Below are 20,326 nucleotides of genomic sequence, written 5' to 3' on the forward strand. Positions count from 1 at the left end.
ATTAGAATATTACAGTCTGTAACAGAAGTTTACCGCTTCGCCACATCCTGACCCGATTGGCCATGTCTTTTCTGGCTGCGTTCGTTGCAGCGCAACATGCGGTCAGGGCCTGATCGCGATCAATGAGATTGAGACATGTGCGCAGGGTGCGCGGCGGAAGCCGCGCGGCCCAAGGTTCTGCCTTTGCGCCTTTTGGAGACTGGAACTAGATGAGAAGACTTCTTGCTGCCATTAGCGCGGCCTGCCTTTGTGTGTCCGTATTTTCCGCCGGCATGGCGCATGCCGAAGCCAAGAACGCCCCGGCCAAGAAACGATATCTGTTCGAGACCTCTGCCAAGAAGGACGTCGCCGCCAAGGAAAAGCCCCGCAAGGTTTCCAGCAAGCGCAACAAGCGCAAGGCCGGGATCAACAAGGACGGCGTCGTCGTCGGCAAGCTGAAGACCTTCAAGAGCACGACCGGCTACCCCAAGGCGGAAAATCCGCTGGCGACGAGTGTCAAAACCGCAGGCTATTCCAGCCTCATCCAGACCTATGCGAAGAGCTATGGCGTTCCGGTCGATCTGGCGCATGCCGTCGTTCGCGTCGAGAGCAATTTCAATCCGCGGGCCCGCGGCAGCGCCGGTGAAATCGGCCTCATGCAGATCAAGCCGGCGACGGCGCGCATGATGGGCTATCGCGGCGGTGCCAAGGGGCTGTACGACCCGGAAACCAACATCAAGTTCGGCATGAAGTACCTGGCCATGGCGCATGACCTGAGCGGCGGCACGACCTGCGGCACCATCCTGAAATACAATGCCGGCCATGGCGCCAAGCGCATGAACCCGGTGTCCAAGCGCTATTGCGGCAAGATCCAGAGCATCATCGACTGACCACGCCGATGGGCGACTTTTCGCGGGCTGGAATCGGCCCGCGGTCATCTCTGTCTGACTTTACGCAATTCCGGGCGGAAAACCGCTTCACACCTTTCCCGGAATTGCTCTATGCCTTCCCTGAAGCGTGAGGGTGAAGCATGGATCGGCATTTCGATTTCGTCGTAGTGGGCAGGGGCATGATGGGGGCGGCAGCGGCGCGGCACCTCACAAAAACGGGCGCCTCCGTGGCGCTCGTCGGGCGGGGAGAGCCCGCCGACTGGAAGAGCCACGATGGTGTTTTCTCCAGCCACTACGACAGCGGTCGCATCACCCGAACCATTGACCAGAACCCGGACTGGGCGTTGCTCGCCAACCGCTCTATCGCCCGCTACCGCGACATCGAAGCGGAAAGCGGCATCGCCTTCTACGGCGAGACCGGCTGCCTGATCACCGGTGCAGCGGACGGCAGCTTTCTCAACAACGTCAAATCGGTTGCGGAGCGCTATGCGCTGGATGCACCGTTGTTCGATCGCGCCGCGCTGAGAACCCGCTTTCCGTGGTTCGACCTGCCCGAAACCTCGGCGGGTGTCTTCGAGGCGAAGAATGCGGGCTATGTCGATCCGCGCAAGCTCGTTGCCGCGCAGGTCGTCTGCATGGAAAAAGCAGGCGGCATTTCCATTCTCGACGATGCGCTTGCGATAACCGATGCCGGCGACCGAGGTTCCGTGTCGCTGAGGTCGGGCGACACCGTTACTGGCGGGCGTGTGCTCGTGGCGACCGGCGGCTTTTCACGGGCGCCGGGGCTGCTGCCGAGGGTGCCGGCACTCGTCGTCAAGGCGCGCACCGTCGTATTGGCGCAACTGACGCCGACGCAGGCGCAGGCCTATCGCGATATGCCGTCGTGGATCGACGAGAGCGCCGATCCCGCCGACCATTTCTACTTTCTGCCGCCGATCGTCTATCCGGACGGCCAGACCTATCTCAAGATCGGCGGCGATCCGATCGAAGTCGAGATCGAGGAAGAGCAGGCTATCCGCGACTGGTTCCGTGGCGAAGGCAGGCCGGAGGCGATCGTGCATCTCAAACATCTGCTCGCGCGCGCCATCCCGGATCTCGATCCGGTGCGGCTCATCTCCGTACCCTGCATCACGATCTATACGCCGCACGGCTATCCCTATGCCGGTTTCGTGGAGAGCGACCGTATTGCGCTGCTGACGGGCGGCAACGGAGCTGCGGCGAAGAGTTCGGACGAGATCGGCCGCATCGGCGCCGACCTGGTGATTCGCGGACGGCTCGATGAACCGGACTACACAACGGATTTTGCGGTTCATTTCCGCTAAGCCACGTTTGTCTCTGGTCTTTCCCGTCGGTATCGGCTAGGCAGCGCCTGCCAGTTGGCTGGGCAGCCGCGCTTTGCAAGGGTCGAAAGGCCGCAAGGGGAGGAAAGTCCGGGCTCCACGGAAACACGGTGCCGGATAACGTCCGGCGGGGGCGACCCTAGGGAAAGTGCCACAGAAAGCAAACCGCCTTCCTTGGAAGGTAAGGGTGAAAGGGTGGGGTAAGAGCCCACCGCGGTCCTGGCAACAGGGCTGGCAAGGCAAACCCCACCGGGAGCAAAACCGAATAGGGATGACGCGAAACGCGCAAGCGTTTCAGCCCGTTTCCGGGCCGGTCATCCGGGTGGGTTGCAAGAGGCCGGGCGCAAGTCCGGTCCCAGATGAATGGCTGCCACGTTCCGGTGCAAACCGGAGCCATACAGAACCCGGCTTACAGGCCAACTGGCAAAAATCTCTCTCCGGAAGACGATTTTTTACGACGCTCTAATGCGCTGAATTCCTTGGGGTTCGCGCATGCCTTGTTGCGTGCTGAAACGCACGCGAATGGTGTTTCACGTCTTGCAAATACAAGGTGTTGGCAGGCCTTTCCTAACCTTTTGTTAAACTTAACGCCTTATAAACGTTTGACGGTCTGAACACGGGGGATGAGGTCTCTTCCCATTGACGCCCATATGGTCCCATGGTATCCCAAAATCACACTGCACGAGGACGCATGAGCGTCCAATCATCGCAAAGCTTTGAAGTAAACCGGCTGGGGACGGTGTGGCGCGAACGCGCTGCATCAAGTCTGGTTCGTGCGCGTGGTGTTGTGTTGGATTTGCCCGGACGGATGCACAGCGTCGGGGTAGGGGAAGCGGCTGTATCGTGTCATGAACCGGTTCCTGTCGAATGCGACGAACAGGGTCGATGCCAAGGGAAGGGTTTCCGTTCCTTCGGCTTTTCGGTCCGTCCTGTCGCAACGCGACATCCGGGAGCTGTACTGCTTCCAGGATTTCATGTTTCCGGCGATCAGCGTCGGTGGGCTGGATCTGCTCGATCGTTTCGAGCGCCAGATCGCCAGCGAGGATGCGTTTTCGCCGAAGGCCAATCGGATGTCGCTCCTCATTCACGGGGGCGGCGTCTTCATGAAGCTCGATTCGGAAGGGCGCCTGCCGGTCACGGATTTCATCCGGGACTATACGGGCATCACCACGGACGTGACCTTTGTCGGTCGGGCGGATCATTTTCAGCTCTGGGCGCCGCAGTCATTCGAAGCAACGCAGGCGGCGGCCCGGGAAGAGTTCAGGTTGCGAGGTCTGGGCTCGGGATAAGACGGAGAATCGGAATGGCGGCGGATCTTGGCGGAGGGTTTTCTGATGCCGATGGCGGACCGGTCCGTCACATTCCGGTTCTTCTCTCCGAGGTCATAGCGGCGCTCGCGCCGAAACCCGGCCAGGTCATTCTTGATGGCACCTTCGGGGCAGGCGGTTATACGTCCGCCATCCTTGCCGAGGGCGCAAGCGTCATAGGGCTCGATCGTGATCCGAATGCCATTGCCGGCGGCCAGGCACTGGTCGAAACATCCGGTGGGCGTCTGACGCTCATCCATTCCCGCTTTTCCGAGCTTGCCAAGCATGCCCCCGCGGGCGGGCTCGATGGCGTCGTGCTCGATATCGGCGTTTCCTCCATGCAGATCGATGAGGCCGAGCGCGGCTTCTCGTTCCAGAAGAACGGCCCGCTCGACATGCGCATGTCCGCGTCAGGCGTTTCGGCAGCCGACGTGGTCAACCGCGCAAAGGTCTCCGACCTCATCCGCATCTTCGGCTTTCTCGGCGAAGAGAAGCAGGCCGGCCGCATCGCCCGTGCCATCGAGAAGGCGCGCGAGAAAGAACTCTTCACCACGACGCGCCAGCTTGCGAACCTCATCGAGCTGACGACGCCGCGCAAGGCCAAGGACAAGATTCATCCGGCAACGCGTGTCTTCCAGGCGCTGCGTGTTTTCGTCAACGACGAACTCGGCGAACTTGCCGAGGCGCTGTTTGCCGCAGAGCGCGCGCTGAAGCCGGGCGGTCGTCTGGTCATTGTCAGCTTCCATTCGCTGGAAGACCGCATCGTCAAGCGATTCTTCCAGGATCGCTCCGGAAAGGCCGCCGGTTCGCGACATCTGCCGGAAGTTCATGACAAAGCCGCAACCTTCGCACCAGTCGGGCGCCCTATGGTGGCGGCCAGCGACGAGGAGAGTGCGGTCAATCCGCGTGCCCGATCCGCGAAGCTGAGGGCAGGCGAGCGCACCAGCGCCCCTGCCGGGACGGATGATCTGTCCATTTTCAACCTGCCCAACCTTGCCGCCCTTGAGAAGATGGGAAGCTGAGTGATGTTCCGTACCCTTGATGTCGTGATGATCGCCGTCATGACCGCAGCAGCCACCGTCACCTATTCGATCAAGCATCAGGCTGAGAACAAGCTTGAGGTGGTGCGCAAGCTCGATTCCGAGATCAAGCTCGAGGAAGACACGATCGACCTGCTCAAGGCCGACTGGGCGCTTCTCACCCAGCCGAACCGCCTGAACCGTCTCGTCAAGACCTTCGAAGCCGACCTGAAGCTCGTGCCGACCGAATCGACCCAGCTTGCGCAGCCGAGCGAGCTGCCGATGCCGATGGCCGAGCTGCCGGCGCTAGAGCCTGAAAAGGACGGCAAGAAGGACGAAAAGATCGCCAAGAACAAGAAGAAAGCCTCGGACGCGGACGCAATCCAAACCGGATCGGTGGCAAACTGATGTCGTTTCTCTCCCGCATCATGGACCTCAAGAGCAAGGCGCATTTCAACGCCGGGGGTAACAACAACCGGACCGGCCCCAATGGGCAGGTCTTCGAAGGCACGCGCAAGCGCTCCGGTTCGCAGGCGCGCAGCCGCGTCGCCGTCATCATCTGCTGCTTTGGCATGGTCTATGCGGTCATCGGCGGCCGCCTCGTGCAATATGGCATGGCCTCGCCGGAAACCGTTTCCTCGATCGGTCCGGCCGATCACCTGATGGCCTCGCGTCCCGATATCATCGACCGCAACGGTGAAATCCTTGCCACCGACATCCGTACCGTTTCGCTCTATGCCGAGCCGCACAAGATCGTCGATGCGGACGAGGCCGTCGAAATGCTCGCGACCGTGATGCCGGACCTCGACCGGCGCGGCATCTACCGCAAGCTGACCTCGAAATCCCGTTTCCAGTGGCTGAAGCGCCAGCTGACGCCCAAGCAGCAGAGCCGAATCTTGGCGCTCGGCATTCCCGGCGTCGGCTTCCGGCCGGAGAAGCGCCGCTTCTATCCGGGCGGCGTCACCGCATCCCACGTCGTCGGCCACGTCAACATCGACAACCGCGGCATTGCCGGCATGGAGCGCTATATCGACAGCCAGGGCCTCGCCGACCTTGCCGCGATCGGCATGACGAGCGATGCGAAGATGGAGCCGGTGCGGCTTTCCATCGATCTGCGCGTGCAGGCGATCGTGCGCGATGTGGTTGCCACGGGCATGGAGAAGTACAAGGCGCTCGCCGCCGGTGCCGTCGTGATGGACGTCAACACAGGCGAGATCCTCGCCATGGCCTCCGTGCCGGATTACGACCCGAACAACCCGGCCGCCGGCGCCAAGGACGGCTGGATGAACCGCATGTCGAACGGCACGTTCGAGATGGGCTCGACCTTCAAGACCTTCACCACCGCCATGGCGCTCGATTCGGGCAAGGTGAAGATCACCGACAGTTTTGACGCCCGCGCACCCATCCGCATCGGTGGCTTCACCATCAAGGACTTTCACGGCAAGCACCGCGTGCTGACCGTGCCCGAAATCTTCCAGTATTCGTCGAACATCGGCACGGCCAAGATGGCCGACGTCATCGGCATTGCCGGCCACAAGGAATTCCTCACCCGCATGGGCCTGCTGACCCGGCTCGAGACCGAGCTTCCGGAAGTGAAGACGCCGTCGCAGCCGCGCGAATGGAAGAAGATCAACTCGATCACCATTTCCTTCGGCCACGGTGTTTCCACGACGCCGTTGCAGACGGCGGTGGCAGCGGCCGCCCTGATGAACGGCGGCCGGCTTATCAACCCGACCTTCCTGCCGCGCACGGCCGAAGAGGCGAACGAGATCGCCAAGGTCGTCGTCAATCCCGACACGGTCGACAAGATGCGCTACCTCTTCAAGCTCAATGCAAATGACGGCTCCGGGCGCCGTGCGCTGGTTCCGGGCTTCAATGTCGGCGGCAAGACGGGCACGGCCAACAAGGTTGTCGGCGGGCGCTATTCCAACACGCAGAATTTCAATGCCTTCCTGTCCGCTTTCCCGATCGATGATCCGAAATATGTGGTTCTCACCTTCATCGATGCGCCGCAGACGGGTGAGGGTGGTGGCCGCACCGCCGGCCTCAACGCCGCGCCGATGGTCGGCGAGATCATCCGCCGTTCGGCATCCCTTCTTGGTGTAAAGCCGAAATTTGGTGAGGACGGGTCCGCCTTGCTTGTGTCTTATTGAATGGAGAAGACGGGACGCCGATTCGGAAACGAACCGGCTGCCAACAGAAAGCAGCAGAGCGAAAATGAAGATCAGCGACCTCACCGGACCCGAAATCGACCCCTCGAACGCCGCAGCCACGATAGATGTAAGCGGCATTGCGAGTGACAGCCGGAAGGTGAAGCCGGGCGATCTCTTCGTTGCTCTCTCAGGCACCAAGGCCGATGGCAGCGCCTTCGTTGCCGATGCCGTTTCCCGGGGTGCCGCAGCCGTCGTCGTTGCCGAGGGTGCCTCTGTCGAGGCCTCTGTTCCGGTCATTGCCGTTGCCGAACCGCGCCGCTTCCTGGCGCTTGCCGCTGCCCGTTTCTACGGCCGCCAGCCGGAAACCATGGTCGCCGTCACCGGAACCGCCGGAAAGACCTCCGTCGCCTCCTTCACCCGCCAGATCTGGGCGCATGCCGGCCATGCGGCCGCGATGATCGGCACCACCGGTGTCGTGGCTCCCGGCCGCAACGACTACGGTTCGCTGACGACACCTGATCCGGTCTCGCTGCATGAACTGCTGGCCGAACTTGCCGATGCCGGCGTTACCCATGCCGCGATGGAAGCGTCTAGCCATGGCCTCGACCAGTCGCGCCTCGACGGTGTGAAGCTTGCGGCCGCCGCCTTCACCAATCTTGGCCGCGACCACATGGATTATCATCCGACGGTCGAGCACTACATGGCCTCCAAGATGCGGCTGTTCGACAGGCTACTGCCGAAGGGCGCACCCGCCGTCATCTATGCCGACGACGAATGGTCCGGCGTGGCGATCGAAGCCGCGCGCAAGGCCGGGCTCGACGTGCGCACGGTTGGCCGCAAGGGCGACTATCTCGCGCTGAAGCGCGTCGAGCATTTCCGACACAAGCAGACCGCCGAAGTCCATGTCGGCGACGACATCTACGAAGTGCACATTCCGCTCGCCGGCGATTTCCAGGTGGCGAATGCGCTGGTCGCGGCGGGTCTTGCCATGTCGACCGGCGTTCCCGCTGCCGTCGCCACGGCGGCGCTTGAAAAGCTCATCGGTGCTTCCGGCCGGCTCGAACTGGTCGGTCACGCCAAGAATGGCGCGCTCGCCTATGTCGACTATGCCCACAAGCCGGATGCGCTGGAAAACGTGCTGACCTCGGTGCGTCCCTTCACGACCGGGCGCGTCATCGTGGTTTTCGGTTGCGGCGGCGACCGCGACAAGGGCAAGCGGCCGATCATGGGCGAGATCGCCACGCGATTGGCCGACGTCGTCATCGTCACCGACGACAACCCGCGCTCCGAAGTTCCCGAAGTCATCCGCTCTGAGATTATGGTTGCTGCAAACGGCGCGACTGAAATCGGCGATCGCGCGGAGGCAATCCGCAGCGCCGTGGGCATGTTGCAGTCTGGCGATACGCTGATCGTCGCGGGCAAGGGGCACGAAGAGGGGCAGACTGTCGGCACTGTGACGCTGCCGTTTTCCGACCATGCGGAACTGCGCAAGGCACTGGAGGAACTCGACCGGTGAAATGGCTCTGGACCAGCGGTGATCTCGTAGCGGCCCTGCACGGCCGTCCCATCGGTAACCTGCCGCAGGGCGTGACCGGGATTTCCATCGACAGCCGCGCGATTGCGCCGGGTGAAGCCTTCTTCGCCATCAAGGGCGACCGCGTCGACGGCCATGATTTCGCAAGCTTTGCCGTCGCCAATGGCGCGGCACTGCTTGTCGTCAGCGAAGGCAAACTGCCGGCGCTTGGTCGCCTCGTGACGCCGATGATCGTGGTGCCGGATGTGCTGGAGGCCCTCGTCAATCTCGGATGTGCTGCGCGTGACCGCACCGCGGCGCGAATCATCGCCGTCACCGGTTCCGTCGGCAAGACGACGACGAAGGAAATGCTGCGCCAGGCACTCGCGCCCTCCGGCAGCGTGCACGCCTCGGTCGCCTCCTTCAACAACCATTGGGGCGTGCCGCTGACGCTCGCCCGCATGCCGGAAACCACCGACTACGGCATCTTCGAAATCGGCATGAACCATGCCAACGAGATCCGTCCGCTGGTCGCCATGGTGCGCCCGCATGTGGCGATCGTCACCACGATTGCCGCTGCTCATCTCGGCAATTTCCGCGACCTGGAAGAGATTGCCGCTGCCAAGGCGGAGATTTTCGAGGGGGTCGTGCCGGGTGGTCATGCGCTTCTCAACCGCGACAACGAACAGTTTGCTTTCCTGGAGAAAGCGGCGCATGGGGCCGGCGTGTCGCATGTCCATAGTTTCGGTGCCGATCCGAGCGCTGAATTCCGGCTGCTCGATTTCACCGCGAGCAATGAGGGCAGCCTGCTCAGGGCAGCAGTTGGCGGGCAGACGCTGGAAGTGCCGATGGGCGCACCTGGCCGGCACATTGCTGAAAATGCCGTTGCCGTCCTCGGCGCCGTGCACCTTGCCGGTGGCGACATCGAAAAGGCCATGGCAGGGCTTGCCACCATGCAAGCGGAAAAGGGCCGTGGCCGACGCTACAGGCTTGCCAAGGATGGCGGCTGGTTCACGCTGATCGATGAGAGTTACAATGCCAACCCCGCCTCGATGCGGGCCGCGATCGCACTTCTGCGCGATGCCGAGCCGCAGGACGGGGGACGGCGCATCGCCGTGCTCGGCGACATGCTGGAAATGGGCGAACATTCGCCAACCGTTCACGCCGGCCTTGCCGAACCGTTGATCGAAGCGGGCATCGGCGACGTCTGGCTCGGTGGTCCCGACATGGCGGCGTTGAGGGATGCACTGCCGGAGGGCGTGGAGAGGGAATACCGCGACACGGCGGACGCGCTTGCCGCTTTCGCGCTCGGTGCGGTGCGCGCGGGCGACGTTCTGGTCGTGAAATCGTCGAAAGGCACGGGATTCAGCCGCATCGTGGCGGCCCTGCTTGACAAATATCCGGCGTTCTCCGAGAGGGAACGCGAGAGTTGAGAGGGGTTCGGCCGGGCAGACGTCCGCCGGACCTTCTCTTTTATGGAATTTTCTTCTCTGTCCGCCGGCCTGTCACGCCGCGGTGACTTGGGGAACCTTTTGGGGAAAGGGTGACAATGCTGCTTTGGCTCGTCGAGCTGGCTGACACCGTTCAGGTGTTCAACCTGTTTCGCTACATTACCTTCCGGACCGGCGCTGCGCTGTTCACCTCGGCAACGATCGTCTTCCTGTTCGGCCCGATGATCATCGCCTCGCTGCGCATTCGCCAGGGCAAGGGCCAGCCGATCCGCGCCGATGGTCCGCAGACCCATTTCAAGAAGGCCGGCACACCCACCATGGGCGGCCTGATGATCCTGGCCGGCATCGTCGGCAGCGCGCTGCTCTGGGCGGACCTCTCCAACGTCTATGTCGTCGCGACCCTGCTCGTGACGCTCGGCTTCGGTGCGATCGGCTTCTATGACGACTATCTCAAGGTCACCAAGCAGACCGACAAGGGCTTTTCCGGCAAGGCGCGTCTCGCCCTCGAATTCCTCATCGCGGGCGCCGCGACCTATTTCATGATGCGCGCCTCGCTTTCTGCCGGACCCCACGGCTCGACCTTTGGCTCCTCGATCGCCTTTCCGTTCGCCAAGGACCTGTTGCTCAATCTCGGTTTCTTCTTCGTGTTTTTCGGCGGCTTCGTCATTGTCGCAGCCGGAAACGCGGTGAACCTGACGGATGGTCTCGACGGTCTCGCCACCGTTCCGGTGATGATTTCCGCCGCCTCCTTCGGCGTCATCGCCTATCTTGCCGGTAACGCGGTCTTCTCCAACTACCTGCAGATCCATTTCGTGCCCGGCACGGGCGAGCTTGCCGTCGTTCTTGGCGCGGTCATCGGCGCCGGCCTCGGCTTCCTGTGGTTCAACGCGCCGCCCGCCGCCATCTTCATGGGCGATACCGGCTCGCTGGCGCTGGGTGGCCTGATCGGCACGGTGGCGGTTGCCACCAAGCACGAGATCGTCATGGCGATCATCGGCGGTCTCTTCGTTATCGAGACGCTGTCGGTCATCATCCAGGTCGGCTCGTTCAAGCTCACGGGCAAGCGCGTCTTCCTGATGGCGCCGATCCACCACCACTTCGAAAAGAAGGGCTGGACGGAAAGCCAGGTCGTCATCCGCTTCTGGATCATCGCCGTCGTGCTGGCGCTGGTCGGCCTCTCCACGCTCAAGCTGCGGTGAGGCCTCGATGATCCCCGTCACCTCGCTCAAGGGAAAGACCGTCGCGCTCTTCGGGCTCGGCGGCTCAGGCCTTGCGACGGCACTGGCGCTTGCCGCAGGCGGTGCAAATGTCACCGCGTGGGACGACAGCGCAGCGAGCGTCGAAAATGCCGCTGCTGCCGGTGTGAAGACCGGCGACCTGCGCAATCTCGACTGGACGGGCATTGATGCGCTGGTCTTGTCGCCCGGCGTGCCGCTTACCCATCCGAAGCCGCATTGGAGCGCCGATATCGCGCGCGCCGCCGGTGTCGAGGTGATCGGCGATGTCGAGCTTTTTGCGCGCGAACGTCGCGCACATGCGCCGGATTGCCCCTTCGTCGCCATTACCGGCACAAACGGCAAGTCGACCACCACCGCGCTGATCGCCCATATCCTCAAGGCGAGCGGTCGCGATACGCAGCTCGGCGGCAATATCGGCACCGCCGTGCTGACGCTCGATCCGCCGAAGGCCGGCCGCTTCTATGTGGTCGAGTGCTCGTCCTACCAGATCGACCTTGCGCCGACGCTGAACCCGTCGGCCGGCATCCTGTTGAACCTCACGCCCGACCATCTCGATCGCCATGGCTCCATGGAGCACTATGCCGACGTCAAGGAACGGCTGGTTGCCGCGAGCCGTACAGCCATCGTCGGCATCGACGATACGTTCTGCGGTCGGATTGCTGACCGCATCGAGCGGGCAGGCACGAAGGTCGTGCGCATCTCCAAGCGCACTGCGCTGGCCGATGGCATCTACGCCGAGGGAGCCCGCCTCATCCTGGCGCAGGCCGGCGCGACGCGCGAAATCGCCGACCTCTCGTCGATCCAGACGCTGCGCGGTAGCCACAATGCGCAGAATGCGGCCGCAGCCGTCGGCGCCTGCCTCGCGGTTGGCGTCAGCGAAACGGACATCCGCGCCGGCCTTGCCTCGTTCCCCGGCCTGAAGCATCGCATGCAGCCTGTCGGCCGCAAGGGCGATGCGCTCTTCGTCAATGATTCCAAGGCGACGAATGCGGAAGCCGCAGCACCGGCGCTGTCGAGCTTCGAGCGTATCTACTGGATCGCCGGCGGCGTTCCGAAGGAAGGCGGCATCTCGACGCTCGGCGAGTTCTTCCCGAGGATTGCCAAGGCCTACCTCATCGGCCAGGCAGCGCCCGAATTTGCGGCGACGCTCGGCGAAACGGTGCCCTTCGAGATGTCAGGCACGCTGGAGCGGGCCGTTCAGGACGCAGCGGCGGATGCCGGGAAGGATGGAACCGGCCCCGTTGCCGTTCTCCTGTCCCCGGCTTGCGCAAGCTTCGACCAGTACAAGAACTTTGAAGTCAGAGGCGATGCCTTCGTGAAGCATGTCGCGGCGCTGCCCGGCATGTCCATGCTGGTCGAGGTTTAGACGAGCGCGGTTCCGGCTCACGCATGCGGCGGTTTGCGCCCGGAACTGCAAGGAAACAGAGGAAAGAGACATGGTTAGTCGTGCCGAACGTGGTGCATTGGCGGACTGGTTCTGGACGATAGACCGGTTCTTCCTCGCAGCCTTCATCCTGCTGATGGGGTTGGGCTTCATGTTGTCCTTTGCGGCAAGCCCGCCGGTGGCCGAGCGCCTCGGCCTTGACAGCTTCCACTTCGTGAAGCGCCACGCAGTATTCCTGCTGCCGGCCATTGCCATCATGTTCGGCATCTCCTTCATGACGCCGCGGCAGGTGCGCCGCGCGGCGATGATCCTGCTGGTGATCTCGCTTGCGGCCATGGTGCTGGCGCTGTTCTTCGGCGTCGAGGTCAAGGGCTCCCGGCGCTGGATTTCGATCGGCAGCTTTTCCATCCAGCCCTCCGAGTTCATGAAGCCGGCCTTCGTCGTCATCTGCGCCTGGCTGTTTGCCGAGCATGCCCGCCAGCCGGAAATCCCCGGCAACCTCTTTGCCATCATCCTGTTCGGCATCGTCGCGGCCCTGCTCGTGGCCCAGCCCGACCTTGGTCAGACGATTCTCACGGCCGCCGTCTGGGGCGGCATGTTCTTCATGGCCGGCATGCCCTGGCTGTGGATCATCGTGCTCGGCGGTGCAGCCGTCGGCGGCCTGCTGACGGCCTATACGTTCCTGCCGCACGTGGCGGGCCGTATCGACAAGTTCATGACCGGCGAGGGCGACACGTTCCAGATGGATACCGCACGTGAAGCCATCATCCGCGGCTCCTGGTTCGGCCAGGGTCCGGGTGAAGGCACCGTCAAGCGTATCATCCCGGACAGCCATACCGACTTCATTTTCTCGGTCGCGGCGGAAGAGTTCGGCATTCTCTTCTGCATGGTCATCGTCATGATCTTCGCCTTCGTGGTGATGCGTGGCCTCAACCATGCCTTCAAGGAGCGCAACGATTTCACGCGCTTTGCCGTCGCCGGCCTAGTATTACAGCTTGGAACGCAGTCGATGATCAACATTGGCGTGAACCTCGAACTGCTGCCGGCCAAGGGCATGACGTTGCCGCTGATTTCCTATGGCGGTTCGTCGATGATCGCGATCTGTGTGACGGCCGGCTTCATCCTGGCGCTGACCCGCCATCGCCCGGAAAAGCGCGCCTCCGAGCGCAGCCTCTTCCGCGGTGGCATCATGGCGCCTGCCGAATAAGGGTTTCGAATGAACAAAGGCATCGTTCTTCTCGCCGCCGGTGGTACCGGCGGCCATCTCTTTCCCGCAGAGGCGCTGGCGCATGAGCTGAAAGCCGGCGGCTGGTCCGTGCATCTCGTCACCGACAGCCGTGCCGAGCGTTTTGCCGGCAAATTCCCGGCGGATGAAATCCATGTGGTTCCCTCCGCGACGATCGGCTCGAAGAACCCGGTCAGCGTCGCGCGGTCACTTTTCACGCTGTGGAAAGGCATTCGTGTTGCCCGCAAGCTGATGGCGCGGCTGAAGCCGAAGGTCGTCGTCGGTTTTGGTGGTTACCCCACAGTGCCGCCGCTCATTGCGGCAACCGGCATGGGCATCCCCTCGATGATCCACGAGCAGAACGCCGTGATGGGTCGCGCCAACAAGGCGCTCGCCAATCGCGTCAAGGCGATTGCCGGCGGCTTCCTGCCGGAAACCGGCGGACAATATGCGGCAAAGACCGTGACGACGGGCAACCCGGTACGTCCGGCCGTGCTTGAGGCCGCCAATATTGCCTACGAAGCCTCGTCGGAGGGCGAATTCCGCCTCGTCGTTTTCGGCGGCAGCCAGGGCGCGCAGTTCTTCTCCAAGGCCATCCCCTCGGCGATTGCCGCGATGGAGCCCGCTGACCGTGCGCGGCTGAAAATCACCCAGCAGGCGCGGCCGGAAGATAGCGACGAGGTCGTTCGCACCTATGCCGATCTCGGCATTCCCGCGGACGTTTCGCCCTTCTTCACCGACATGGCGTCCCGCATCGGCCATGCGCATCTGATCATAAGCCGTTCTGGTGCCTCGACCGTTTCCGAAGTCTCGGTGATCGGCCGCCCGGCCATCCTCGTGCCCTATCCCTATGCTCTGGATCATGACCAGGCGGCGAATGCCGCGGCACTGGCTTCGGGCGGTGGGGCGAAGGTGATCCCGCAGGCAGAGCTTTCGACGGAGCGTCTGGCGAAGATCGTTTCCAAGGCGATGCACGATCCTACGGGCATGGCGACCATGGCCGCGAATGCCAGAAAGGCGGGAAAACCGGATGCCGCGCGCTTGCTCGCCTTGATGGTTGAGGCTATTGCGGGCGGAAAGACGATCGCACAATTCAAGGGAGAACGACCATGAAGATGCCGCAGAGCATAGGCCTCGTTCATTTCATCGGCATTGGCGGCATCGGCATGAGCGGCATTGCCGAGGTGCTGCACAATCTCGGCCACAAGGTTCAGGGCTCCGATCAGGCAGACAGCGCCAATGTGCAGCGCCTGCGTGAAAAGGGCATCGAGGTCTTTGTCGGTCACACGGCAGAAAACCTGGGCGAGGCGGAAGTCGTGGTGGTCTCGACCGCCATCAAGAAGGACAATCCGGAGCTCATCGCGGCGCGCGAAAAGCTGCTGCCGGTCGTGCGCCGTGCCGAAATGCTCGCCGAACTGATGCGCTTTCGCAATGCGATTGCCATCGGCGGCACGCATGGCAAGACGACGACCACCTCGATGGTCGCGACGTTGCTCGAAGCTGGCGGCCTCGATCCGACGGTCATCAACGGCGGCATCATCAATGCCTACGGCACCAATGCCCGCATGGGCGAGGGCGAGTGGATGGTGGTGGAGGCCGACGAATCGGACGGCACCTTCCTGAAGCTGCCTGCCGATATCGCTGTCGTCACCAATATCGACCCCGAACATCTCGACCACTACGGTAACTTCGATGCCGTGCGCGCGGCCTTTCGCCAGTTCGTCGAGAACGTGCCGTTCTATGGTTTCGGCGTGATGTGCCTCGACCATCCGGAAGTGCAGGCGATGGTCAGCCGCATCGAGGACCGCAAGGTCATCACCTATGGCGAGAACCCGCAGGCCGACGTGCGTTTCGGCAATATCCGCATGGATGGCGCGACCTCCATCTTCGATGTGGAGATCCGCCGCCGCCGCACCGGCCAGGTGATCTCGATGAAAGACCTGCGCCTGCCGATGCCGGGCCGCCACAACGTCTCCAACGCGACGGCAGCCATCGCCGTCGCGCAGCGCCTCGGCATGTCGCCGGAGGCGATCGCCAAGGGGCTGGCGGGTTTTGCCGGCGTCAAGCGCCGCTTCACTTTGACCGGCACCTGGAACGGCGTCAGCGTCTATGACGATTACGGCCATCACCCGGTTGAGATCAAGGCCGTGCTGCGCGCAGCGCGCGAAGCGTGCGCGGGCCGAATCATCGCCGTCCACCAGCCGCATCGCTACAGCCGCGTCGCAAGCCTGTTCGAAGAATTCGCCGGCTGCTTCAACGATGCCGACACGATCCTGATTGCGCCGATCTATGCGGCGGGTGAGGATCCGATCGACGGCGTGACGGCGGAAGAGCTGGTTTCGCGCATCAAATCCGGCGGCCACCGCGACGCGCGCTTGCTGCCGTCGCCAGAAGCATTGGCCGGGATCGTCGCCGGCATTGCAAAGCCGGGTGACTTTGTGGTTCTCTTGGGGGCTGGCAGTATCACGTATTGGGCGCAGACGCTGCCGAAGGAACTGGCGGGCATTTCGGGGCAGGTGGCATGAAGCAGGTCGATGGTGAGAAACTTCTGGCGTCGTTGGGTGAAGGGATCAAGCAGGTCCGCGGGCGCCTGACGCCTGATGCGCCGATGGATCGCGTTACGTGGTTCCGGGCCGGTGGCCTCGCCGAGCTGATGTTCCATCCGCATGACGTCGATGACCTCGCCACATTCCTCAAAGTCGTGCCGGAAGACGTTCCGCTCACCGTTATCGGCGTCGGTTCAAACCTGCTGGTGCGTGATGGTGGCATTCCAGGCGTCGTGATTCGCCTGTCAGCCAAAGGGTTCGGCGATGTCGAACTCGTCGGCGAGAATCGCATCAAGGCCGGTGGCATCTGCCCGGACAAGAACATCGCCGCCATGGCGCTCGATCACGGCATTGCCGGCTTCGAGTTTTACTACGGCATTCCCGGCGCAATCGGCGGCGCATTGCGCATGAATGCCGGCGCCAACGGTGGCGAGACGAAGGATCTTGTCGTCGAGGTGCATGCCATCGACCGCAAGGGCAACCAGCTTGTGCTCTCCAATGCCGACATGGGCTACAGCTACCGCCAATCCACGGCCGCCAAGGACCTCATCTTCACCCATGCCGTCTTCCAGGGCGAGGCCGGCGACAAGATCGAGATTCGCGCCAAGATGGATGCGGTGCGCCAGCACCGCGAAACCGTCCAGCCGATCCGCGAGAAGACCGGCGGCTCGACCTTCAAGAACCCGGAAGGCCATTCTGCCTGGAAGCTGATCGACGAGGCCGGCTGCCGCGGCATGATGATCGGTGGCGCGCAGATGTCGCCAATGCATTGCAATTTCATGATCAACACCGGGCAGGCAACGGGCTACGAGCTCGAATATCTCGGTGAGACGGTGCGCAGCCGCGTGCTGGAGCATTCCGGCATCCTGCTGCAATGGGAAATCAAGCGTCTCGGCACTTTCATGCCGGGCTACCAGGTTAAGGAATTTCTGGGCCGCGCAACGGCCTGAACCATCGTCTTCTTGCTGGGGAGTTCGCGGGCGTCTCCGGACGTCGCGCCACTCCCTCTCCCCCATCAGGCAAGTTTCTCAAAAACTGTGTGAGATCGCGCCATCGCTGCGCGACGAAACCCTGCTGCGCGGGGTGGATGGGGTATTCATGTTCAAAAAACTCTCCGCCGAGTTCATCGGCACGTTCTGGCTGGTCTTTTGCGGCTGTGGCAGCGGCGTGCTGGCCGCTGCCCTTCCGGGGGCCGGCATCGGCCTTGTGGGCGTGTCCTTCGCCGCCGGCCTCGCGCTGATGGCCATGATCTATGCAATTGGCGGCATTTCCGGCGGGCACATGAACCCGGCTGTTTCCGTTGGCCTGGCGGTTGCCGGAAAATTTCCTGCCTCCAACATCCTGCCCTATGTGGCGGCGCAGGTTGCGGGAGCGACCGCGGCGGGGGCCATGCTCTATCTCGTTGCGTCCGGCACGGCGAATTTCCAGGCGGGCGGCTTCGCGTCGAACGGTTACGGCGACCTCTCTCCAGGCGGTTATTCGCTGACGGCGGGGTTTGTCACCGAAGTGGTGCTGATGGCGCTCTTCCTTTTCATCATTCTCGGCTCGACCCATCGTCGCGCACCAACGGACTTTGCCCCTGTTGTCATCGGCCTCAGCCTGACGGTGATCATACTCGTTTCGATCCCGATCACGAACACGTCCTTGAACCCGGCCCGCTCGACGGGCGTCGCGTTTTTTGCCGATACGGCGGCGCTGTCGCAACTCTGGCTGTTCTGGCTCGCCCCGACTCTTGGCGCCGTCATCGGTGCGCTGATCTGGAAGGTGGTCGGCGAAAACGATTGACCGGAGGCGTAAAGAGGCCGCCTCGCGGGAGGAAATCTGCCCTTTTATTTAGGGATTTCGCATGTTTAAAATTTCGTTCAGCCTCCATTCAAGGAAATTTAGAGCATGCTATGTTCGATCGCGCGATAGTTGCGCGACTCAGCCTCGCTCCAGCGGGGTTTTTGATCAGGGGGCATTCATGTTTAAAAAGCTTTCTGCCGAATTTCTCGGTACGTTCTGGCTCGTCTTCGGGGGTTGCGGCAGCGCCGTGCTCGCCGCCGGCTTCCCGGAACTCGGGATCGGTTTTCTCGGGGTCTCTTTTGCCTTCGGCCTGACCGTGCTCACCATGGCCTATACGGTCGGCGGCATTTCCGGCGGTCACTTCAATCCGGCCGTTTCCGTGGGCCTGACGGTCGCCGGGAAGTTCCCGGCATCGAGCCTCGTGCCCTACATCGTGGCGCAGGTCGTCGGCGCGATTGTGGCGGCTGCCGTGCTGTACCTGATTGCCTCCGGCAAGGCTGGTTTTCAGGCGGGTGGCTTCGCTTCGAACGGCTACGGTGAATTGTCGCCGGGCGGCTATTCGCTGACGGCGGCGCTCGTCGCCGAAGTGGTGCTGACGGCGTTCTTCCTCATCATCATCCTCGGTTCCACCCATGGCCGCGCTCCGGTCGGCTTCGCGCCGATCGCCATCGGTCTCGGCCTGACGCTGATCCATCTTGTGTCGATCCCGGTCACCAATACCTCGGTGAACCCGGCCCGCTCGACCGGTGTGGCGTTCTTTGCCGATACGGCAGCGCTCTCCCAGCTCTGGCTGTTCTGGGTTGCTCCGATCGTCGGCGCCGTCATCGGCGCTGTGATCTGGAAGGTCGTCGGCGAAGACGATTGATCTCTCCGCATAAAAAAACCCGCCGTGTTGCCACGGCGGGTTTTTGATTCGAGCCTTTGGGGGCTCAGACCTCGTCCTTGCCCGAAAGCAGGATGCAGACCAGCGTGATGGCCGCCGCAATGCCGAGATAGTAGCCGACAAAGGTCATGCCGTAGTTCGCCTGCAGCCATGTTGCAATATACGGCGCAAGCGACGCACCGAAGATACCGGCGAAGTTGAAGGTGATCGACGAGCCGGTGTAACGCACCTGGGTCGGGAAGGGGGCAGCGAGCGCCGTACCGATCAGACCGTAGGTCATGCCCATCAGCGCCATCGCGAGGATGACGAAGACGAAGATGGCCGTTTCGCCGCTGGTCATCAGGCCGGGTAGGAAGAACGAGAAGATGCCAATCAGGATCGTGGTGGCGATCAGCACTTCGCGGCGGCCGAATTTTTCGGCGAGCTTTCCGGCGATCGGGATGAAGATGCCGAACAGCACGGAACCCAGCAACTGCACTTCGAGCGCCTCGACGAACGGGATGCCGAGAACCTTGATGTTGTAGGACAGCAGATAGGCCGAACCGATATAGAACAGCACGAAGGTCGCAAGCGCCACGAACGTGCCGAGCACGAGGCTGCGCTTATGATTGCGGAAGAGTTCGACGACGGGCACGTCGACCCGTTCCTGCTTCTCTATGGCCTTCTGGAACGCCGGCGTTTCGGTGATCGACAGGCGAACCCAGAGACCGACCGCGATCAGGATGATCGATGCGACGAACGGCACGCGCCAGCCCCATGCCAGCAGCGATTCCTGCGGCATGACATGCAGCAGCAGCCAGAACACGCCGGAAGACAGGAAGAGACCGAGCGGTGCGCCGAGTTGCGGGAACATGCCGTACCAGCTGCGCTTGCCGGGCGGGGCATTTTCCGTGGCGAGCAGGACCGCGCCGCCCCATTCGCCACCCAGGCCGAAACCCTGGCCGAAGCGGCAAAGCGCCAGCAGCAGCGGCGCAAGCACGCCGATGGTTTCATAGGAGGGCAGGAGGCCGATGATGACGGTCGAGACACCCATGGTCAGGAGTGCCGCGACGAGTGTCGTCTTGCGGCCGACGCGGTCGCCATAGTGACCGAACACGATGGCGCCGAGCGGGCGGGCGAAGAAGGCGATGGAGAAGGTCGCGAAGGACGCGAGCAGTGCCGTCGTCGGATCGCTGTTCGGGAAAAACAGCGTCGGGAAGACCAGCACGGCGGCTGTTGCATAAACGTAGAAATCGAAGAATTCGATGGTCGTACCGACCAGGCTTGCAAAGAGAACGCGTGCCGGGGAGTTGAGCCCGGAACGGTTGGCATGCGGTGCGGTCGGCGACCCGGAGGCGAGTGTGTCACTCATCGGGGTGCCTTTCTGGTTTTCTTGTGCCGTCTTGGGAGGCAGCGGGCGTCTGATACGTCAACCTATCGGTCAATGAAACAACTAAAGTACGCGGATGGCCGAAAAATCGTATTTTTCGTGCTTGCCGCAAGGCCCGTCGTTTACTAACGCTGCGCCTCGGCGTTGCTGCCCGGATCGCGTATTCGAAATCGCTGAATTTCGCCGCTGCTCTTGCGCCAGCTGCAACTCTCTGATTCCAGAAGATGAATCGAAGTGTAGTTTG

Annotated in this window: 17 protein-coding genes and 1 other RNA gene; 17 read left to right on the forward strand and 1 reads right to left on the reverse strand. The window is 62.6% G+C overall.

From position 1 onward, the window contains the following. The first annotated feature begins 209 nt into the window (after positions 1 to 209). The 17 genes from ACT6VE_RS02620 (at position 210) to aqpZ (ACT6VE_RS02700) (ending at position 18,695) form a co-directional block, all read left to right on the forward strand. Positions 210 to 869, forward strand: a complete 660-nt coding sequence (locus ACT6VE_RS02620) for a lytic transglycosylase domain-containing protein (RefSeq protein ID WP_444797060.1) — start codon at positions 210 to 212, stop codon at positions 867 to 869. Positions 870 to 1,009: 140 nt separating this feature from the next. Continuing rightward, a complete protein-coding gene (locus tag ACT6VE_RS02625; protein WP_444797061.1) occupies positions 1,010 to 2,191 on the forward strand; it encodes an FAD-dependent oxidoreductase in 1,182 nt (393 codons plus the stop codon). 50 nt (positions 2,192 to 2,241) lie between these two features. Beyond that, positions 2,242 to 2,637: RNase P RNA component class A (rnpB, locus tag ACT6VE_RS02630), an RNA gene on the forward strand. Positions 2,638 to 3,057: 420 nt separating this feature from the next. After that, positions 3,058 to 3,498 (forward strand): division/cell wall cluster transcriptional repressor MraZ, encoded by a 441-nt coding sequence (gene mraZ / locus ACT6VE_RS02635; RefSeq protein ID WP_444797062.1) that lies wholly within the window; start codon positions 3,058 to 3,060, stop codon positions 3,496 to 3,498. A gap of 14 nt (positions 3,499 to 3,512) precedes the next feature. Then, complete coding sequence (gene rsmH / locus ACT6VE_RS02640) at positions 3,513 to 4,538, forward strand: 16S rRNA (cytosine(1402)-N(4))-methyltransferase RsmH (RefSeq protein WP_444797063.1); 1,026 nt, start codon at positions 3,513 to 3,515, stop codon at positions 4,536 to 4,538. A gap of 3 nt (positions 4,539 to 4,541) precedes the next feature. Beyond that, positions 4,542 to 4,943, forward strand: a complete 402-nt coding sequence (gene ftsL, locus ACT6VE_RS02645) for a cell division protein FtsL (RefSeq protein WP_444797064.1) — start codon at positions 4,542 to 4,544, stop codon at positions 4,941 to 4,943. After that, positions 4,943 to 6,688 (forward strand): peptidoglycan D,D-transpeptidase FtsI family protein, encoded by a 1,746-nt coding sequence (locus ACT6VE_RS02650; RefSeq protein WP_444797065.1) that lies wholly within the window; start codon positions 4,943 to 4,945, stop codon positions 6,686 to 6,688. The genes ftsL and ACT6VE_RS02650 overlap by 1 nt, the downstream gene beginning before the upstream one ends. A 64-nt stretch (positions 6,689 to 6,752) precedes the next feature. Next, positions 6,753 to 8,204 carry a UDP-N-acetylmuramoyl-L-alanyl-D-glutamate--2,6-diaminopimelate ligase gene (locus ACT6VE_RS02655; protein ID WP_444797066.1) on the forward strand — a complete coding sequence of 484 codons (1,452 nt, stop codon included), beginning with the start codon at positions 6,753 to 6,755 and terminating at the stop codon, positions 8,202 to 8,204. Continuing rightward, entirely contained in the window at positions 8,201 to 9,634 is a 1,434-nt protein-coding gene (locus ACT6VE_RS02660) for a UDP-N-acetylmuramoylalanyl-D-glutamyl-2,6-diaminopimelate--D-alanyl-D-alanine ligase (RefSeq protein WP_444797067.1), read from the forward strand. The genes ACT6VE_RS02655 and ACT6VE_RS02660 overlap by 4 nt, the downstream gene beginning before the upstream one ends. Before the next feature lie 116 nt (positions 9,635 to 9,750). After that, entirely contained in the window at positions 9,751 to 10,851 is a 1,101-nt protein-coding gene (mraY, locus tag ACT6VE_RS02665; protein WP_444797068.1) for a phospho-N-acetylmuramoyl-pentapeptide-transferase, read from the forward strand. Positions 10,852 to 10,858: 7 nt separating this feature from the next. Further along, a complete protein-coding gene (gene murD, locus ACT6VE_RS02670) occupies positions 10,859 to 12,256 on the forward strand; it encodes a UDP-N-acetylmuramoyl-L-alanine--D-glutamate ligase (protein ID WP_444797069.1) in 1,398 nt (465 codons plus the stop codon). 70 nt (positions 12,257 to 12,326) lie between these two features. After that, a complete protein-coding gene (gene ftsW / locus ACT6VE_RS02675) occupies positions 12,327 to 13,481 on the forward strand; it encodes a putative lipid II flippase FtsW (RefSeq protein WP_444797070.1) in 1,155 nt (384 codons plus the stop codon). 9 nt (positions 13,482 to 13,490) lie between these two features. Beyond that, positions 13,491 to 14,612, forward strand: a complete 1,122-nt coding sequence (murG, locus tag ACT6VE_RS02680; RefSeq protein ID WP_444797071.1) for an undecaprenyldiphospho-muramoylpentapeptide beta-N-acetylglucosaminyltransferase — start codon at positions 13,491 to 13,493, stop codon at positions 14,610 to 14,612. Then, a complete protein-coding gene (murC, locus tag ACT6VE_RS02685) occupies positions 14,609 to 16,024 on the forward strand; it encodes a UDP-N-acetylmuramate--L-alanine ligase (protein ID WP_444797072.1) in 1,416 nt (471 codons plus the stop codon). The genes murG and murC overlap by 4 nt, the downstream gene beginning before the upstream one ends. Continuing rightward, entirely contained in the window at positions 16,021 to 16,995 is a 975-nt protein-coding gene (gene murB / locus ACT6VE_RS02690) for a UDP-N-acetylmuramate dehydrogenase (protein ID WP_444797073.1), read from the forward strand. The genes murC and murB overlap by 4 nt, the downstream gene beginning before the upstream one ends. Before the next feature lie 148 nt (positions 16,996 to 17,143). After that, positions 17,144 to 17,830, forward strand: a complete 687-nt coding sequence (gene aqpZ / locus ACT6VE_RS02695; RefSeq protein ID WP_444797074.1) for an aquaporin Z — start codon at positions 17,144 to 17,146, stop codon at positions 17,828 to 17,830. 178 nt (positions 17,831 to 18,008) lie between these two features. Beyond that, positions 18,009 to 18,695, forward strand: coding sequence for an aquaporin Z (gene aqpZ / locus ACT6VE_RS02700; protein WP_444797075.1), 687 nt, complete (start codon positions 18,009 to 18,011; stop codon positions 18,693 to 18,695). A gap of 64 nt (positions 18,696 to 18,759) precedes the next feature. Here the strand turns inward: aqpZ (ACT6VE_RS02700) and ACT6VE_RS02705 are convergent, their stop codons facing one another. Continuing rightward, positions 18,760 to 20,064 carry an MFS transporter gene (locus ACT6VE_RS02705; protein WP_444797076.1) on the reverse strand — a complete coding sequence of 435 codons (1,305 nt, stop codon included), beginning with the start codon at positions 20,062 to 20,064 and terminating at the stop codon, positions 18,760 to 18,762. Positions 20,065 to 20,326 lie beyond the last annotated feature (262 nt).

It is taken from the genome of Shinella sp. (genome assembly GCF_052438155.1).
GTDB lineage: Bacteria > Pseudomonadota > Alphaproteobacteria > Rhizobiales > Rhizobiaceae > Shinella.

Coding starts and splice junctions, on each gene's coding strand:
- ACT6VE_RS02620 (WP_444797060.1), top strand. CDS start 210: ATGAGAAGACTTCTTGCTGCCATTAGCGCGGCCTGCCTTTGTGTGTCC.
- ACT6VE_RS02625 (WP_444797061.1), top strand. CDS start 1,010: ATGGATCGGCATTTCGATTTCGTCGTAGTGGGCAGGGGCATGATGGGG.
- mraZ (WP_444797062.1), top strand. CDS start 3,058: ATGAACCGGTTCCTGTCGAATGCGACGAACAGGGTCGATGCCAAGGGA.
- rsmH (WP_444797063.1), top strand. CDS start 3,513: ATGGCGGCGGATCTTGGCGGAGGGTTTTCTGATGCCGATGGCGGACCG.
- ftsL (WP_444797064.1), top strand. CDS start 4,542: ATGTTCCGTACCCTTGATGTCGTGATGATCGCCGTCATGACCGCAGCA.
- ACT6VE_RS02650 (WP_444797065.1), top strand. CDS start 4,943: ATGTCGTTTCTCTCCCGCATCATGGACCTCAAGAGCAAGGCGCATTTC.
- ACT6VE_RS02655 (WP_444797066.1), top strand. CDS start 6,753: ATGAAGATCAGCGACCTCACCGGACCCGAAATCGACCCCTCGAACGCC.
- mraY (WP_444797068.1), top strand. CDS start 9,751: ATGCTGCTTTGGCTCGTCGAGCTGGCTGACACCGTTCAGGTGTTCAAC.
- murD (WP_444797069.1), top strand. CDS start 10,859: ATGATCCCCGTCACCTCGCTCAAGGGAAAGACCGTCGCGCTCTTCGGG.
- ftsW (WP_444797070.1), top strand. CDS start 12,327: ATGGTTAGTCGTGCCGAACGTGGTGCATTGGCGGACTGGTTCTGGACG.
- murG (WP_444797071.1), top strand. CDS start 13,491: ATGAACAAAGGCATCGTTCTTCTCGCCGCCGGTGGTACCGGCGGCCAT.
- murC (WP_444797072.1), top strand. CDS start 14,609: ATGAAGATGCCGCAGAGCATAGGCCTCGTTCATTTCATCGGCATTGGC.
- murB (WP_444797073.1), top strand. CDS start 16,021: ATGAAGCAGGTCGATGGTGAGAAACTTCTGGCGTCGTTGGGTGAAGGG.
- aqpZ (WP_444797074.1), top strand. CDS start 17,144: ATGTTCAAAAAACTCTCCGCCGAGTTCATCGGCACGTTCTGGCTGGTC.
- aqpZ (WP_444797075.1), top strand. CDS start 18,009: ATGTTTAAAAAGCTTTCTGCCGAATTTCTCGGTACGTTCTGGCTCGTC.
- ACT6VE_RS02705 (WP_444797076.1), bottom strand. CDS start 20,064: ATGAGTGACACACTCGCCTCCGGGTCGCCGACCGCACCGCATGCCAAC.